This window comes from Crossiella sp. SN42 (assembly GCF_023897065.1).
Lineage (GTDB): Bacteria > Actinomycetota > Actinomycetes > Mycobacteriales > Pseudonocardiaceae > Crossiella.
Map to the genome: position 1 here is coordinate 130,574 of NZ_JAMHIV010000013.1, position 15,355 is coordinate 145,928.

Sequence of the window (15,355 nt, forward strand, 5' to 3'; positions counted from 1 at the left end):
AGCGACGTGTGTGGAGTGCTGGGACTGATCTGCGCCACGCCCGCGGCGGCGGCGAACGCGCGCGGCGCGGTCGCGGCGGCCATGCGCTGCCAGCGGCACCGCGGTCCCGACGAGCACGACACCTGGCAGGGCGCCGAGGTCGTCTACGGCTTCAACCGCCTGGCCTTCATCGACCTGGAGCACTCGCACCAGCCGCTGGTCTGGGGCCCGCCGGAGAACCCGACCCGGTACACGCTGAACTTCAACGGCGAGATCTACAACTACCGCGAGCTGCGCCAGGAGCTGACCGCCCGCTTCGGCACCCGCTTCAACACCCAGGGTGACGGCGAGTCCATCGTGGCCGGTTACCACCACCTCGGCCCGGCCATCCTGCCCAAGCTGCGCGGCATGTTCGCCTTCATGATCTGGGACAACCAGGAACGGATCGTCTTCGGCGCGCGCGACCAGTTCGGCATCAAACCGCTCTACTACTCCGCCGGCCCCGGCGGCATCGCCTTCGCCAGCGAGAAGAAGAGCCTGCTGGAGCTCTCCGGCGTGCTCGGCGTGGCCGAGGAGCTCGACCGCACCGCGCTCCAGCACTACCTGGTGCTGCAGTACGTGCCCGAGCCCGAGTCGCTGCACGCCGGCATCCGGCGGATCGAGTCCGGCACCGCCTTCCGGGTCCGGCCCGGCGGGCAGCTGGAGACCGCCCGCTACTTCAACCCGACCTTCACCGCCCAGCCGGTCCGCGGCGAGGCCGAGGCCGAGGCGCTGTACCAGCGGATCGCCGACGTCATGCGCGACTCGGTGGGCAAGCACATGATCTCCGACCCCGAGGTCACCGTCGGCGCCTTCCTCTCCGGCGGCATCGACTCCACCGCCACCGCCACCCTGGCCAAACAGTTCAACCCCAACCTGATCGCCTTCACCGCCGGGTTCGAGCGAGAGGGCTACTCCGAGGTCGACGTGGCCGCCGAGACCGCGGCCGCGATCGGGGTCAAGCACGTGGTCCGCACCGTCTCGGCCAGGGAGATGATGCAGGCGATGCCGCTGATCATCTGGTACCTGGACGACCCGGTGGCCGACCCGGCGCTGGTGCCGCTGTGGTTCATCGCCCGCGAGGCCCGCAAGCACGTCAAGGCGGTGCTCTCCGGCGAGGGCGCGGACGAGCTCTTCGGCGGCTACACCGTCTACGGCGAACCGCTGTCCCTGGCCCCGTTCGAGAAGATGCCCGGCGGCGTGCGCAAGGTGCTGGGCAAGGTCTCCACCAAGATCCCCGAGGGCGTGCGCGGCAAGGACCTGCTCCGCCGCGGCGCGCTCACCCTGGAGGAGCGCTACTACGGCAACGCGCGCAACTTCCGGGACGCCCAGCTGCGCGCGGTGCTGCGGCACTACGACGAGCGGATCGGCTTCCAGGACGTCACCGCGCCCTGGTACGAGATCTCCCGCGGCTGGGACCCGGTGGCCCGGATGCAGCACATCGACCTCTACACCTGGCTGCGCGGCGACATCCTGACCAAGGCCGACAAGGTCACCATGGCCAACTCCCTGGAACTGCGGGTGCCGTTCCTGGACATGGAGGTCTTCAAGGTCGCCTCCAGCATCCCGCTGGACCAGAAGCTGGCAGGCGGCACCACCAAGTACGCGCTGCGCCAGGCCCTGGCCAAGATCATCCCGCCGCACGTGCTCAACCGGCGCAAGCTCGGCTTCCCGGTGCCTATCCGGCACTGGCTCAAGGACGAGATGCACGACTGGGCCTGGGGCATCATCGCCGACTCCAAGACCGAGGACCTGCTGGACAAGAAGGCGGTGTTCCAGCTGCTCGCCGAGCACAAGGCCGGGCAGCAGGACCGCAGCCGCCAGCTCTGGGCGGTGCTGATGTTCATGATCTGGCACGGCATCTTCATCGAACACCGGATCAAGGTCGAGGTGCCGGAGCCGGTCTACCCCGTCCGGCTGTGACCGAGCTCCGCACCGCCCGCCTCGCTCTGCACCGCCCCGCGCCTGCCGACGTCGAGGCCATCCTGGCCATCCACGCCGACCCGCTGGCCTGCGCGCACAACCCCGCCGACGCGCTGGCCACGCTGGCCGAGGCCGAAGGGCTCTACCGGCGCTGGGACGCGCACTGGCGGCGGCACGACTACGGCTACTGGGTGCTGCGCCGCTACCACGAGGCCGGCCCGATCGGCTTCTGCGGCCTCAAGGCCATGCGGCTGCACGGCAGGCCCGTGCGCAACCTGTTCTACCGCCTCGCCCCGGCCGCCTGGGGCCAGGGCCTGGCCACCGAGGCGGTCGCCGCCGTGCTCGACCAGGCGCGGGCACAGGGGGCGGACCCGCCGGTCATCGCCAGGGTCCGCCCGGCCAACCTGGCCTCACACCGGGTCGCGGCCGCCGCCGGGCTGCGGCGCGCGCCCCACCTGGACACCGGCGGCCCAGATGGTCCAGACCAGATTTACCAACTACCTACTTAAGTCACTTCCGCCAAAGCGCTCGACTGTGGCGAAATGGGTCCCGCAGTCGAGCTGAGCCTGTTGTCACCACCGCCGCCCGGAAGTGGTTATTGGGGCCACCCCTGCGCTTCGCCCTTCCGTGGTGCCCGGTGAAGTCCTGCTGCGAATTCGCGGGTCCCTGCCCGCGCATTTCCCTGTGCAGCGAGGAGCGTGTGATGAAACGTCGTCTGCTCGGAATACTGGTCGCGCTGATGGCTGCGGCCGGGTTCGCCGCCGTGGTGCCCGCCGCCGCGGCGCCCACCGCGTTCATGATCAGCGAAGCCCAGTTCAACCAGATGTTCCCCGGCCGCAACGGCTTCTACAGCTACGCCGGCCTGCGCAACGCCGCCCAAACGTTTGGCGCCTTCGCCAACCAGGGCAGCGCCACCGTGCAGAAGCAGGAACTGGCCGCCTTCCTGGCCAACGTCAGCCACGAGACCGGCGGCCTGCGCCACGTGGTGGAGCAGAACACCGCCAACTACCCGCACTACTGCGACCGGAGCCAGCCCTACGGCTGCCCCGCCGGGCAGGCCGCCTACTACGGCCGCGGCCCGATCCAGCTCAGCTGGAACTTCAACTACAAGGCCGCGGGCGACTACCTCCGGGTCAACCTGCTGGGCAACCCCTGGCTGGTGCAGAACGACGCGACCATCTCCTGGCGCACCGCGATCTGGTACTGGATGACCCAGAACGGCCCCGGCTCGATGACCCCGCACAACGCGATGGTGAACAGCCGCGGCTTCGGCGAGACGATCCGCAGCATCAACGGCTCGCTGGAATGCAATGGCAAGAATCCGGGACAGGTGCAGAGCCGGGTCAGCAACTACCAGCGCTTCACCGGGATCATCGGTGTCGCGCCGGGCGGGAACCTGTACTGCTGAGGTAATTCACTGCTCCATTCGGGGGTGTGGCCGGAATGGGTCGCGCCCCCCGTTTTCCCGAGCGCCGGGGCGCGAGGCGGCGAGGGGGCCGCCAGATCTGCCGGTTGCGCGTCTTCGATGCCTATTCCAGCAGGTCCGGGGCGACCGACTAGCCTGACGCCGTCCGCATCCCGCGAGTCATGGAGGACCAACGGTGTCAAGGTCGGTACTGGTCACTGGCGGCAACCGAGGCATCGGCCTGGCGATCGCCCGTGCCTTCGCCGAGCAGGGTGACAAGGTCGCCATCACCCACCGCGGCTCCGGCGCGCCCGAGGGCCTGTTCGGGGTCCAGTGCGACGTCACCGACGCCGAGGCGGTCAACCGCGCCTTCGGCGAGGTCGAGGCCCAGCACGGCCCGGTCGAGGTCCTCGTCTCCAACGCCGGGATCATCGACGACGTGCTGCTGCTGCGCATGTCCGAGGACTCCTTCACCAAGGTCCTGGACGCCAACCTCACCGGCGCCTACCGGGTGGCCAAGCGCGCCGCCTCGGGCATGCTGAAGAAGCGCTGGGGCCGCATGATCTTCATCTCCTCGGTGGTCGGCCTCTCCGGCCAGGCCGGGCAGGTCAACTACGCGGCGAGCAAGGCCGGGCTGGTCGGCGTGGCCCGCTCCATCGCCCGCGAGCTGGGCTCCCGCAACATCACCGCCAACGTGGTCTCGCCCGGCTTCATCGAGACCGACATGACCGCCCACCTGGCCGACTCGCTCAAGGAGCAGATGGCCGTGGTCCCGGCCCGCCGCGCGGGCAAGGCCGAGGAGGTCGCCGCCGCGGTCACCTGGCTCGCCTCCGACGGCGCCGCCTACGTCAACGGCGCAGTTCTGCCGGTCGACGGGGGCATGGGTATGGGTCACTGACCTGTTCTGCCAGGCTAGGGCCGTCGTCATCAACTTCAGTTCAACTCGGAGGAAGAGCACGTGACCGGACTGCTCGAAGGCAAGCGGGTGCTGATCACCGGAGTGATCACCGAGGCGTCCATCGCCTTCCACGCCGCAAGGATCGCGCAGGAGCAGGGGGCCGAGGTCGTGCTCACCGGCTTCGGGCGCCTCCGGCTGGTGGAGCGCATCGCGCAGCGGCTGCCCAAGCCCGCGCCGGTGATCGAACTGGACGTCACCAACCAGGAACACCTGGACGGCCTGGCGGACAAGATCCGCGAGCACGTGCCCGCGCTGGACGGCGTGCTGCACTCCATCGGCTACGCCCCGCCGTCCTGCCTCGGCGAGAACTACATGGACGTGCCGTGGGAGGACGTCTCGGTCGCCGTGCACACCTCGGCGTACTCGATGAAGGCGCTGGCCAAGGCGGTGCTGCCGCTGATGGGCGAGGGCGGCTCGATCGTCGGCATGGACTTCGACGCCCGGGTCGCCTGGAGCAGCTACAACTGGATGGGCTTCGCCAAGGCCGCGCTGGAGAACTGCACCAAGTACCTGGCCAGGGAGCTTGGCAAGCAGGGCATCCGGGTCAACCTGGTCGCCGCCGGTCCGCTCGAAACGATGGCCGCGCGGTCCATCCCCGGCTTCAGCGACTTCAACAACCTGTGGACCGAGCGCGCCCCGCTGGGCTGGGACACCTCGGACCGCACCCCGGCCGCCAAGGCCATCTGCGCGCTGCTGTCCGACTGGTTCCCGGCCACCACCGGCTCCATGGTGATGGTCGACGGCGGCATGCACGCCGTCGGTGACTGACTGACAACTGCCTGACAATCCCTGCCCCCGCCCGGTGCGCGAAACCGGACGGGGGCAGGATTGTGCGGTGAGCTTCGACGCGTTGCTGTTCCTGTCCTTCGGCGGGCCGGAAGGACCTGAGGACGTCCGGCCGTTCCTGGAGAACGTCACCAGGGGACGCGGGGTCCCGCCCGAACGCCTGGACGAGGTCGCCCAGCACTACCTGCACTTCGGCGGCGTCTCGCCGATCAACCGGCTGAACCTGGCCATCATCGACGCGGTCCGCGCCGAGCTGGCCCGGCACGGCCTGGACCTGCCGGTCTACTTCGGCAACCGCAACTGGCACCCGATGGCGGAGGACACCGCCGCCAAGATGGTCGCCGACGGCGTTCGCTCGGCGCTGGTGTTCCCGACCAGCGCCTACGGCGGCTACTCGGCCTGCAGGCAGTACGACGAGGACATCCTGCGCACCCGCTCCGCCGTGGACGGCGCGCTGGAGCTGGTCAAACTCCGCCAGTTCTTCGACCACCCGCTGTTCATCGCGGCCTTCGCCGACGCCGTCCGCGCCGCCACCGCCGAACTGCCGGCCGAGCACCGCGAGCAGGCCCGTCTGGTCTTCACCGCGCACTCGGTGCCGAACTCCGCCGACCAGGCCGCAGGCCCGCCGGAGGAAGGCGGCAAGCGCTACTCCCGGCAGGTCGCCGAGGCCGCCCGGCTGGTCGCCAATGCGGTCGGCGTGGACGGGTACGACGTGGTCTGGCAGTCCCGCTCCGGCCCGCCCCAGGTGCCCTGGCTGGAACCGGACATCGTCGACCACCTCGACACCTTGCACGAGCAGGGCGTGCCCGCGGTCGTGGTGTGCCCGGTCGGCTTCGTCAGCGACCACCTGGAGGTCATCTGGGATCTCGACGCCGAGGCCAAGGACCGCGCCGCCGAGCTCGGCCTGGCCTTCGCCCGCGCCGCCACCCCCGGCCCGGACCCGCGCTTCGCCGAACTCGTGGTGGAGCTCATCCGCGAGCACACCGACGGCGTCCCCGCGCGCAAGCTCTCCGACTTCCCGGCCGCGGGCTGCACCCGCAACGGAGCGCCCTGCGCGCCGCTGTGCTGCGAACCCCCGGCCCGCCGCCGCCCGGCCCCAGCCTGACTCGTGGCTAGTGCCGTCCCGCCTGGTCGCTGAACAGGCGGACGGCCTCGGCCACCGCGGCGTAGCGGGCCGCGCGCACCGCGTCGGAAAGTGGGCGCAGTGCGGCGACCCGAGCCCTGGCGGCGGAGGCGGACACCGTGCCGCCGTCCGGGTCGCCCATCGCGGCTTGCACGATCGCGGCCACCTCCGCGGCTCGTTCCAGCACCCGCAGCGACCGGCCCGGCATGCCGTGCGGCCAGGGGTCGCGGGGACGGGCGCGCAGGGCCGCGTCGATCTCGGTGCGCACGCCAGGGCGGTGCCGGGCCACGTCCAGGGAGACCAGGGTGGCCGCGGCCGCGCGGACCGCCTCGGCCATCCGGTGCTCGGCCTCGCCGATCGGCACGTACTCCAGGTTCGGCGGCGCGGGCAGGGCGAACACCGACCAGCGCAGCACCCCCTCGGCCACCTCCGCCGGCACCAGGCCCATGGCGGCCGAGGGCAGCACCACCGCCTCCTCGGCGTGCAGCGCGGCCACCTGGAACGGGCCAGGCCCGCCGAGCCCGCGCACGTCTCCAGGGGCGGGCAGGACCAGCGCGCCGGTGCGCGCCCCGGCCCGGCGCAGGCAGGCCAGCAACAGGGCGGGGCCCACCGGGCGGTCGTCGGGCAACGGCAGGTCGAACCGTTCGGCGGCGTGTTCGTCCCCCGCGGTGACCTCCTGGAGCTCACCCCACGCCTGGAGGGCGTCGAGCACGTCATCAGAGGCCGCGGAACCGTTCAGCCACGCGGAGGTCCAGACCGCCATGGTCGCGCTGGCACAAGGCACCGGACGAGGTTACTAGGCTGGCCGCCGTGCCCAGCTTCTCTGGTGATCCCTATGGACGTGACGTACTCGCCGGCGGCCCCAAGCGCCGCGCCGTCCCTGAGGTGCCTGCCGAGCAGGACCTCGTGGTGGAGGACCCCGCCAGCGGTTTCTGCGGCGCGGTGCTGCGCGTCGAAGGCGGCAACGTGGTCCTGGAGGACCGGCGCGGCAGGCAGCGGCTGTTCCCGCTGCGCCCGGCCGCCTTCCTGCTCGACGGCCAACCGGTGACGCTGGTCAAACCCGCGGCCAAGCCCGCCGGACCCGGCACCTCGGCTTCCGGTTCGGTGCGGGTCGACGGGCTGCGCGCCAAGACCGCCGCCGCCAGCCGGATCTGGGTGGAGGGCATCCACGACGCCGAGCTGGTGGAACGGGTCTGGGGCCACGACCTGCGAGTGGAGGGCGTGGTGGTCGAGCCGCTGGACGGCATCGACGCGCTGGCCGAGCGGATCGCGGAGTTCCAGCCCGGTCCGCGCAGGCGGCTCGGCGTGCTGGTGGACCACCTCGTCGAGGGCAGCAAGGAGTCGCGGATCGTGGCCGCCGCCGCGCACCCGGACGTGCTGGTCACCGGCCACCCGTACGTGGACATCTGGCAGGCGGTCAAACCCGCCTCGGTGGGCATCCGGCAGTGGCCGGTGGTGCCGCGCGGCCAGGACTGGAAGACCGGCGTGTGCGCCGAGCTGGGCTGGGGCGAGCCGCCGGCGGGCTGGCGGCGGGTGCTCTCCGGGGTGCGCGGGTTCCGGGACCTGGAGACGCCGTTGGTCGGAGCGGTGGAACGGCTCATCGACTTCGTCACTGTCGGTCCACAGGACTGAACCCGGATCGGGTGATACCCGTCGCCCGGTAGATCACACGTCGGTCACGGCGGCTGGTCACGGTCGGCAACGGCATGGGCACTCTGACACGATGGGCGTCATGGCGGCCCTGGTCTGGTTGGTAGCCGGAGTCTTGTTGCTGGCAGCGGAAATGCTCTCCGGTGACTTCGTGCTGCTCATGATCGGCGCGGCGGCTCTGGCCGCGGCGGGCTCGGCCGCGGTGATCGACGTGCTGTGGATCGACGTGGCCGTGTTCGCGGTGACCTCGGTGGTGCTGCTGGCCGCGGTGCGGCCCTCGCTGCGCCGCCGGATGCTGGCCGGGGACCACGTCAAGACCAACGTCGAGGCGCTGGTCGGCGGCAAGGCCGTAGTACTGTCCACTGTGGACGCTCACAGTGGTCAGGTGAAGATCGGTGGCGAGATCTGGTCGGCCCGCGCCTACGACGAGACGCAGGTGATCGAGGCCGGACGGGCCGTCACCGTCATGGATATCGCTGGAGCGACCGCGGTCGTGTGGGCGGAAGGCTGAGGCGTTGGAGGCTGGGTTGGGCGCGGTCATTGTCGTCGCCGTCATAGTCCTGCTGGTGCTGGTGGCTGTCGTCAAGGCAGTGCTGGTCATCCCGCAGGCGCAGGCGGCGGTCATCGAGCGGCTGGGCCGCTTCCGCACGGTCGCGGCCCCAGGGCTGAACGTGCTGGTCCCGTTCCTGGACCGGGTGCGGGCCCGGATCGACCTGCGCGAGCAGGTGGTCTCCTTCCCGCCGCAGCCGGTGATCACCGAGGACAACCTCACGGTGTCCATTGACACGGTGGTCTACTTCCAGGTCACCGACCCGCGGGCGGCGGTCTACGAGATCTCCAACTACATCATCGGCGTCGAGCAGCTCACCACCACCACCCTGCGCAACGTGGTCGGCGGCATGAGCCTGGAGCAGACGCTGACCTCGCGTGACTCGATCAACGGCCAGCTGCGCGGCGTGCTCGACGAGGCCACCGGCCGCTGGGGCATCCGGGTCGCCAGGGTCGAGCTCAAGGCGATCGACCCGCCGCCCTCCATCCAGGACTCGATGGAGAAGCAGATGCGCGCCGACCGGGAGAAGCGCGCCATGATCCTCACCGCGGAAGGCCAGCGGGAGTCCTCGATCAAGACCGCGGAAGGTCAGAAGCAGGCCCAGATCCTGGCCGCCGAGGGCGCCAAGCAGGCCGCGATCCTCTCCGCCGAGGGCGAGCGGCAGAGCCGCATCCTCAAGGCCCAGGGTGAGCGGGCCGCGCGCTACCTGCAGGCCCAGGGCCAGGCCAAGGCGATCGAGAAGGTCTTCGCCGCGGTCAAGGCGGGCAGGCCGACGCCGGAACTGCTGGCCTACCAGTACCTGCAGACGCTGCCGCAGATGGCGCAGGGCGACTCCAACACGGTGTGGATGGTGCCCAGCCAGTTCGGCGACGCGCTGCAGGGCTTCGCGAAGATGTTCGGCAGCAAGGGCGAGGACGGCGTCTTCCGCTACGAGGCCCCGCCGGCCGACACCGAGTCCAAGCCGGAGGAGGACGACGAGTCGATCGCGTCCTGGTTCGACACCGCGCCCGACCCGGAGATCGCCCGCGCGGTCAAGGAGGCCACCGCGGTCGCGCAGAAGGACGTGCCCCCGCCCGGCCGCTCCTCGGTCCCGCCGCCGGTGCTGCCCCCGATCGCCGAGCCCGAGCCCGTCCCGTCGCCCGCGCCGGAACCTCCGGTCCCGGCCCCGGCGCCAGCCCAGGCCCCGGCACCGGCTGCTCGGGGTGACTCGACCGAGCTGTCCGACGGCGAGACCAAGTAACGCCGAGAATTTCCCGCCGAACGCCGCTCCCGCGAAACCGGGGGCGGCGTTCGGCGTTTTCACTCACCGAGGGTATGCATTCATCGCAATACCGCTAACTGTTTCCGACAAAAGTCGGGTACCGCCCACGGTCACCCCCGTTCGAGACTCACCGTGACGCTGATCGCAACCCTGCGCGATCAGCCTGATCGGGAGGTCTGCGTGAAACTCCGACTCGTTCTCGGCTCGGTGACGGCCACCGCCGCACTGGTCGTCAGCGGCATCGCCGGCACCGCGACCGCGGCCGCGCCCACCGCGCCGCCGACCATTCCCACCGCGAGCATCCAGGCGCACCTCACCGAGCTGGGCAAGATCGCCGCGGCCAACGGCGGCAACCGGGCGCACGGCCGTCCCGGCTACAAGGCCTCCGTCGACTACATCAAGGCCAAGCTGGACGCCGCCGGTTACCGCACCACCATCCACACCTTCACCCAGAGCGGCGCCACCGGCTACAACCTGATCGCCGACTGGCCCGGCGGCGATGAGAACAACACCATCATGTTCGGCGGCCACCTGGACAGCGTCAGCGCGGGCGCGGGCATCAACGACAACGGCACCGGCTCGGCAGGCCTGCTGGAGGTCGCGCTGACCGCGGCCCGGCAGCAGCTCAAGACCACCAAGCACCTGCGCTTCGGCTGGTGGGGCGCGGAGGAGCTGGGCCTGATCGGCTCCACCCGGTGGGTGGCCAGCCTGTCCGCGGCGCAGAAGGCCCAGATCAAGGCCTACCTCAACTTCGACATGATCGGCTCGCCCAACCCCGGCTACTTCGTCTACAGCAGCGCGGGCCAGCCCACCGGCTCGGCGGCGTTGACCACCCTGCTGGAGAACTACTTCCGCGGCGCCGGGGTGCAGACCGAGCAGACCAGCGTCGGCGGCCGCTCCGACCACGCCGCCTTCGCCAGGGCGGGCATCGCCACCGGCGGCACCTTCACCGGCGCCGAGGGCCGCAAGACCGCGGCGCAGGCGCAGAAGTGGGGCGGCACCGCCGGTCAGGCGTTCGACCCCTGCTACCACCGTTCCTGCGACGGGGTGAACAACGTCAACGCCACCGCGCTGACCCGCAACACCAACGCGATCGCGCACGCGGTGTGGAGCCTGACCGCGCCGGCCGCGCTGCGTTCGGCCGCCTAGCCGCAACCCGCTGGACCACCTGGTCGTATCCGCTGCGCTGAACGGGGTCAGCCCGCGCGCCGGTCTCGGTGCGTGCGGTTTCATCTGTTCGTGGCGGGCCGGGCAGGGGACGAGTTCCACGATGTCGCTGCTTTGCGCGGCGCACTGCACGGCTCGCTGTCCCCGCCCAGCCACCACGACGACACCGCGCACTGGCAACGGCTGCACCAGGTGGTCCAGTCCCTGCACGACCTCGTCTCCGACGGCCGCGCCCAGGAGGCCGTGCAGTTCGCCGAACAGGTCGTCGACGTGCTCGCCGGGGCCGCGCACCAGGTCACCGGCCAGTGGGACGAGCTGGCCGACCTGGCCCAGCGGGCGCTGGCCGCGCACGCCACCGCCTGCCGCCTGGCCCGCCCCGACCCCTACCGGCTGGCCGGCTGGCTGATCCGGCTCCAGCTCACCCACCCCGACGGCCCCGAGGTCCGGCTCGCCGAGTACGCCGAGGCGCTGGGCAGCGCCGGGCTCGCCTACTACCGGCAGGGCGCGGAGTCCGCCTGCCGCGGCCTGCCCACCATCCGCTTCGGCCAGCCCGGCCGCTACGACCGGCACCGCGCCGCGGTCACCAAGCTGGTGGAGCAGCTGGCCGCGCACACCGGCGACCCCGACCTCACCGTGCAGATCCTGGCCACCGACCTGTCCAACGCCTGGCAGTACCTGCGCATCGCCTCCGTGCTGGAGGAAGCCGGCCGCAGCGAACAGGCCCTGGCCTGGGTGGAACGCGGCCTGGTCGCGGCCAAGGGCACCAGCGCGGTGCCCAGGCTGGTCGACCTCGCGGTGGACCAGTGCGTCCGCCTGGGCAGGCTGGACCGCGCGGTCGAACTGCGCCGCACCGCCTTCCGCGCCCGCCCCGGCCTGGACGCCTTCCTGCGCCTGCGCGCGGTCGCCGATCACGACAAGTCCTGGGAACGGGAACGCCAACGTGTGCTCAGATGGCTGCGCCAGCCCGGCGAGGACGAGCTGACCCGCAACACCGCGCTGGTGGAGATCCTGCTCTGGGAGGGCGACCGGGACGCCGCCCGCCGCGCCGCCGCCGAACGCGGCTGCACCCCCGAGATCCGCGCCAGGGTTGACCGTTTCGAGGACTAGACACATTCCGGGGTTTTCTTAGGATGTGCGGCATGTCGACGCCGTTACCCCGCCGAACGGTCCTGTGCGGACTACTCGCCCTGGCCGGTTCCGCGGCCGCCTGCGGCGACGGCAAGCCCCCGCGCACCGGCGGCACCGGCACCGCCAAACCCGGCGCCGAGCTGGCCCGGCTGTCCGCGCTGCCCTCCGTCGGCGGCGCGCTGGTGGAGACCGAGGGCAACGGCATCCTGCTCATCGTGCGGGCCAAGGACGGCGCGGTGCGCGCCTTCGACCCACGCTGCCCGCACAAGGGCAACCTGATCAGCCCACCGGTCGGCGGCGTGATCGACTGCCCGACCCACGGCAGCGCCTTCGACGGTGAGACCGGCGAAATCCGCAAGGGGCCGTCGAAAGCGGGACTCACCCAGATCCCGGTGAAGGTCGACGGGGAGCGGATCATCCTGATCTAGCCAGACCTGGCAATCCGGTGTCGGTGACTCGCCGTAGGCTTACCGCGTGCCCGATCCGTCCACCTACCGCCCCGCGCCAGGGACCATCCCGGACTCCTTCGGCGTGTACAAGTTCCGCGACGGCACCGGGCGGGTCATCTACGTCGGCAAGGCCAAGAGCCTGCGCAGCCGGCTCAACTCCTACTTCGCCGACCTCGCCGGCCTGCACCCGCGCACCCGGCAGATGGTCACCACCGCCGCCTCGGTGGAGTGGACCGTGGTGTCCTCCGAGGTGGAGGCGTTGCAGCTGGAGTACTCCTGGATCAAGGAGTTCGACCCCCGGTTCAACGTCCGCTACCGCGATGACAAGTCCTACCCGATGCTCGCGGTCACCGTCGGCGAGGAGTTCCCGCGGCTGCACGTCTACCGCGGGCCCCGGCGCAAGGGCGTGCGCTACTTCGGCCCGTACTCCCACGCCTGGGCGCTGCGCGAGACCATCGACCTGCTGCTGCGGGTCTTCCCCGCGCGCACCTGCACCGGCGGGCTGTTCAAGCGGCACAGCCAGATCGGCCGCCCCTGCCTGCTCGGCTACATCGACAAGTGCTCCGCGCCCTGCGTCGGCAAGGTCAGCGCCGAGGAGCACCGGGACATCGTCGAGGACTTCTGCGACTTCTTCTCCGGCCGCACCGACACCATGATGCGCCGCCTGGAAAAGCAGATGCAGGCCGCGGCCGAGGAGCTGGAGTTCGAGAAGGCCGCCCGGCTGCGCGATGACCTGGACGCGCTGCGCCGGGCCATGGAGAAGCAGGCCGTGGTGCTCGGCGACGGCACCGACGCCGACGTGATCGCCTTCGCCCAGGACGAGCTGGCCGCTGCGGTGCAGGTCTTCCACGTGCGCGGTGGCCGGGTCCGCGGGCAGCGCGGCTGGGTGATCGACAAGGTCGAGGAGGTCGACACCCCCGGCCTGGTCGAGCAGTTCCTCACCCAGTTCTACGGCGAGCAGAACGAGCTCGGCGAACAGGCCGACGGCGGTGGGGCAGAGGCGGTGCCGCGCGAGGTGCTGGTGCCCGAGCTGCCGCCGGAGGCCGAGGCGGTCACCGAGTGGCTGTCGAAGCTGCGCGGCTCCCGGGTGCAGCTGCGGGTGCCGCAGCGCGGGGACAAGCGCGCGCTGGCCGAGACGGTGGCCCGCAACGCCGCCGAGGCATTCACCCAGTTCAAGCTCCGCCGCTCCGGCGACCTCACGGCCCGATCCCTTGCCCTGCAAGAACTTCAGGACGCGCTGGCGCTGGACACCGCGCCGCTGCGGATCGAGTGCGTCGACGTCAGCCACATCCAGGGCACCGACGTGGTCGCCTCACTGGTGGTCTTCGAGGACGGGCTGCCGCGCAAGTCCGAGTTCCGGCACTTCGCCATCCGCGGCGACGCCGACACCGGTGACGTGGGCGGCGACGTCGGCTCCATCGCCGAGGTGGTGCGCCGCCGCTTCGCCCGGCACCGCGCCGACGTCGAGGAGATCGCCCAGACCGCCCCGGTCTCCGGCGAGGTGGACGCGGCCGAAGCCGAGGCCCGGCCCGGCATCGACCCGGCCACCGGCCGCCCCAAGCGGTTCGCCTACCCGCCCAACCTGCTCGTCATCGACGGTGGCGCGCCCCAGGTCAACGCCGCCGCCGACGTGCTCGCCGAGCTCGGCGTGCAGGACGTGGCGGTCATCGGCATCGCCAAGCGGCTGGAGGAGATCTGGCTGCCGGCCGACCCCGATCCGGTGATCCTGGCCCGGAACAGCGCGGCGATGTACCTGCTGCAGGAGGTTCGGGACAAGGCTCACGACTTCGCCATCCGCTACCACCGGCAGAAGCGGTCCAAGCGGATGACCACCTCGGCGCTGGACGACGTGCCGGGCCTGGGCGAGTCCCGCAAGACCGCGCTGCTCAAGCACTTCGGCTCGGTGCGCAAGCTCCGCGCGGCCAGCGTCGAGCAGCTCACCGAGGTGCCCGGGGTCGGGCGGCAGACGGCGCTGGCGGTGCTGGTGGCGTTGCAGAACAAGGACGACAAGCAAGTCCCGCGACAGCAGGAGGACGGGTGACCGAGGAGAAGTCCGGCGTCGAGGTGGCGGTGGTGACCGGCCTGTCCGGAGCCGGCCGCAGCACCGCCGCCAAGTGCCTGGAGGACCTGGGCTGGTTCGTGGTGGACAACCTGCCGCCCGAACTGGTCGCCACCATGGTCGAGCTGGGCGCGCAGGCCCAGGGCGTCATCTCCAGGGTCGCGGTGGTGATGGACGTGCGCAGCCGCGCCTTCACCGACGACCTGGCCGCGGTGATCAAGGACCTGGACGCGCGCGGCTACAAGCCCAAGGTGCTGTTCCTGGAGGCCACCGACGCGGTGCTGATCCGCCGCTTCGAGCACGTCCGCCGCGGCCACCCGCTGCAGGGCGACGGGCGGCTGGCCGACGGCATCGCCAATGAGCGCAGGCTGCTGACCCCGTTGCGGGAGGAGGCGGACCTGGTGCTGGACACCTCCGCGCTGTCCGTGCACCAGCTGCGCGCCAAGATCGAGGACGCCTTCGGCAGCGAGACCTCGGCCAGCACCAGGGTCACCGTGCTCTCCTTCGGCTACAAGTACGGCCTGCCGATGGACGCCGACCTGGTGATGGACGTGCGGTTCCTGCCCAACCCGTTCTGGATCCCGGAACTGCGCGACTTCACCGGCCTGGACGAGGCGGTGCGCAACTACGTGCTCTCCCAGGAGGGCGCGGAGGAGTTCCTGGAGCGCTACCACGAGCTGCTGCGGCTCATCGGCGCGGGCTACCGGCGCGAGGGCAAGCGGTACCTGACCCTGGCGATCGGCTGCACGGGTGGTAAGCACCGCAGTGTGGCGATCTCCGAACAGCTGGCCGGGCTGCTGGCCAAGGAGGACGGCATGGCGGTCAAGGTCGTGCACCGGGACCTGGGGCGGGAGTGACGCCGGCACCCGACGACGAGC

General features: G+C 71.2%; 15 protein-coding genes. 14 read left to right on the plus strand and 1 reads right to left on the minus strand.

The window, feature by feature from the left end; translation table 11 throughout:
• Positions 1–6: 6 nt before the first annotated feature.
• The 6 genes from asnB (at position 7) to M8C13_RS17290 (ending at position 6,195) form a co-directional block, all read left to right on the plus strand.
• On the plus strand, positions 7–1,941 hold the full coding sequence (asnB, locus tag M8C13_RS17265) for an asparagine synthase (glutamine-hydrolyzing) (RefSeq protein ID WP_252481734.1): 1,935 nt from the start codon (positions 7–9) through the stop codon (positions 1,939–1,941).
• Complete coding sequence (locus M8C13_RS17270) at positions 1,938–2,450, plus strand: GNAT family N-acetyltransferase (protein WP_252481631.1); 513 nt, start codon at positions 1,938–1,940, stop codon at positions 2,448–2,450. The genes asnB and M8C13_RS17270 overlap by 4 nt, the downstream gene beginning before the upstream one ends.
• A 230-nt stretch (positions 2,451–2,680) precedes the next feature.
• Entirely contained in the window at positions 2,681–3,349 is a 669-nt protein-coding gene (locus M8C13_RS17275; RefSeq protein WP_308202813.1) for a chitinase, read from the plus strand.
• A gap of 193 nt (positions 3,350–3,542) precedes the next feature.
• On the plus strand, positions 3,543–4,244 hold the full coding sequence (gene fabG, locus M8C13_RS17280; protein ID WP_252481633.1) for a 3-oxoacyl-ACP reductase FabG: 702 nt from the start codon (positions 3,543–3,545) through the stop codon (positions 4,242–4,244).
• Between the two features lie 60 nt (positions 4,245–4,304).
• Complete coding sequence (gene fabI, locus M8C13_RS17285) at positions 4,305–5,072, plus strand: enoyl-ACP reductase FabI (RefSeq protein ID WP_252481634.1); 768 nt, start codon at positions 4,305–4,307, stop codon at positions 5,070–5,072.
• A 67-nt stretch (positions 5,073–5,139) separates the two neighbouring features.
• The gene (locus tag M8C13_RS17290; RefSeq protein ID WP_252481635.1) at positions 5,140–6,195 is read left to right on the plus strand and encodes a ferrochelatase; all 1,056 of its coding nucleotides are present in this window, start codon (positions 5,140–5,142) and stop codon (positions 6,193–6,195) included.
• Between the two features lie 7 nt (positions 6,196–6,202).
• Here the strand turns inward: M8C13_RS17290 and M8C13_RS17295 are convergent, their stop codons facing one another.
• A complete protein-coding gene (locus tag M8C13_RS17295; protein WP_252481735.1) occupies positions 6,203–6,976 on the minus strand; it encodes a hypothetical protein in 774 nt (257 codons plus the stop codon).
• A gap of 47 nt (positions 6,977–7,023) precedes the next feature.
• Between M8C13_RS17295 and M8C13_RS17300 the strand changes: the two genes are divergently transcribed.
• From M8C13_RS17300 to rapZ, 8 genes are all read left to right on the plus strand, one after another.
• Positions 7,024–7,845 carry a DUF3097 domain-containing protein gene (locus M8C13_RS17300; protein WP_252481636.1) on the plus strand — a complete coding sequence of 274 codons (822 nt, stop codon included), beginning with the start codon at positions 7,024–7,026 and terminating at the stop codon, positions 7,843–7,845.
• 100 nt (positions 7,846–7,945) lie between these two features.
• Positions 7,946–8,374 carry an NfeD family protein gene (locus M8C13_RS17305; protein ID WP_374213087.1) on the plus strand — a complete coding sequence of 143 codons (429 nt, stop codon included), beginning with the start codon at positions 7,946–7,948 and terminating at the stop codon, positions 8,372–8,374.
• A 4-nt stretch (positions 8,375–8,378) separates the two neighbouring features.
• The gene (locus tag M8C13_RS17310) at positions 8,379–9,653 is read left to right on the plus strand and encodes an SPFH domain-containing protein (protein WP_252481638.1); all 1,275 of its coding nucleotides are present in this window, start codon (positions 8,379–8,381) and stop codon (positions 9,651–9,653) included.
• Between the two features lie 201 nt (positions 9,654–9,854).
• Entirely contained in the window at positions 9,855–10,823 is a 969-nt protein-coding gene (locus tag M8C13_RS17315; protein WP_252481639.1) for a M28 family metallopeptidase, read from the plus strand.
• A 72-nt stretch (positions 10,824–10,895) separates the two neighbouring features.
• Positions 10,896–11,948 (plus strand): lipopolysaccharide assembly protein LapB, encoded by a 1,053-nt coding sequence (locus M8C13_RS17320; protein WP_252481640.1) that lies wholly within the window; start codon positions 10,896–10,898, stop codon positions 11,946–11,948.
• A gap of 32 nt (positions 11,949–11,980) precedes the next feature.
• Positions 11,981–12,397, plus strand: a complete 417-nt coding sequence (locus tag M8C13_RS17325) for a Rieske (2Fe-2S) protein (protein ID WP_252481641.1) — start codon at positions 11,981–11,983, stop codon at positions 12,395–12,397.
• 46 nt (positions 12,398–12,443) lie between these two features.
• Entirely contained in the window at positions 12,444–14,459 is a 2,016-nt protein-coding gene (uvrC, locus tag M8C13_RS17330; protein ID WP_252481642.1) for an excinuclease ABC subunit UvrC, read from the plus strand.
• Complete coding sequence (rapZ, locus tag M8C13_RS17335) at positions 14,456–15,334, plus strand: RNase adapter RapZ (RefSeq protein ID WP_252481643.1); 879 nt, start codon at positions 14,456–14,458, stop codon at positions 15,332–15,334. The genes uvrC and rapZ overlap by 4 nt, the downstream gene beginning before the upstream one ends.
• The last annotated feature ends 21 nt before the right edge of the window (positions 15,335–15,355 follow it).

Bases quoted from the DNA above. Each gene is read 5' to 3' on its own strand.
- M8C13_RS17275 (WP_308202813.1), top strand. From the start codon at position 2,681: ATGGCTGCGGCCGGGTTCGCCGCCGTGGTGCCCGCCGCCGCGGCGCCC.
- M8C13_RS17295 (WP_252481735.1), bottom strand. From the start codon at position 6,976: ATGGCGGTCTGGACCTCCGCGTGGCTGAACGGTTCCGCGGCCTCTGAT.
- M8C13_RS17305 (WP_374213087.1), top strand. From the start codon at position 7,946: ATGGCGGCCCTGGTCTGGTTGGTAGCCGGAGTCTTGTTGCTGGCAGCG.
- M8C13_RS17325 (WP_252481641.1), top strand. From the start codon at position 11,981: ATGTCGACGCCGTTACCCCGCCGAACGGTCCTGTGCGGACTACTCGCC.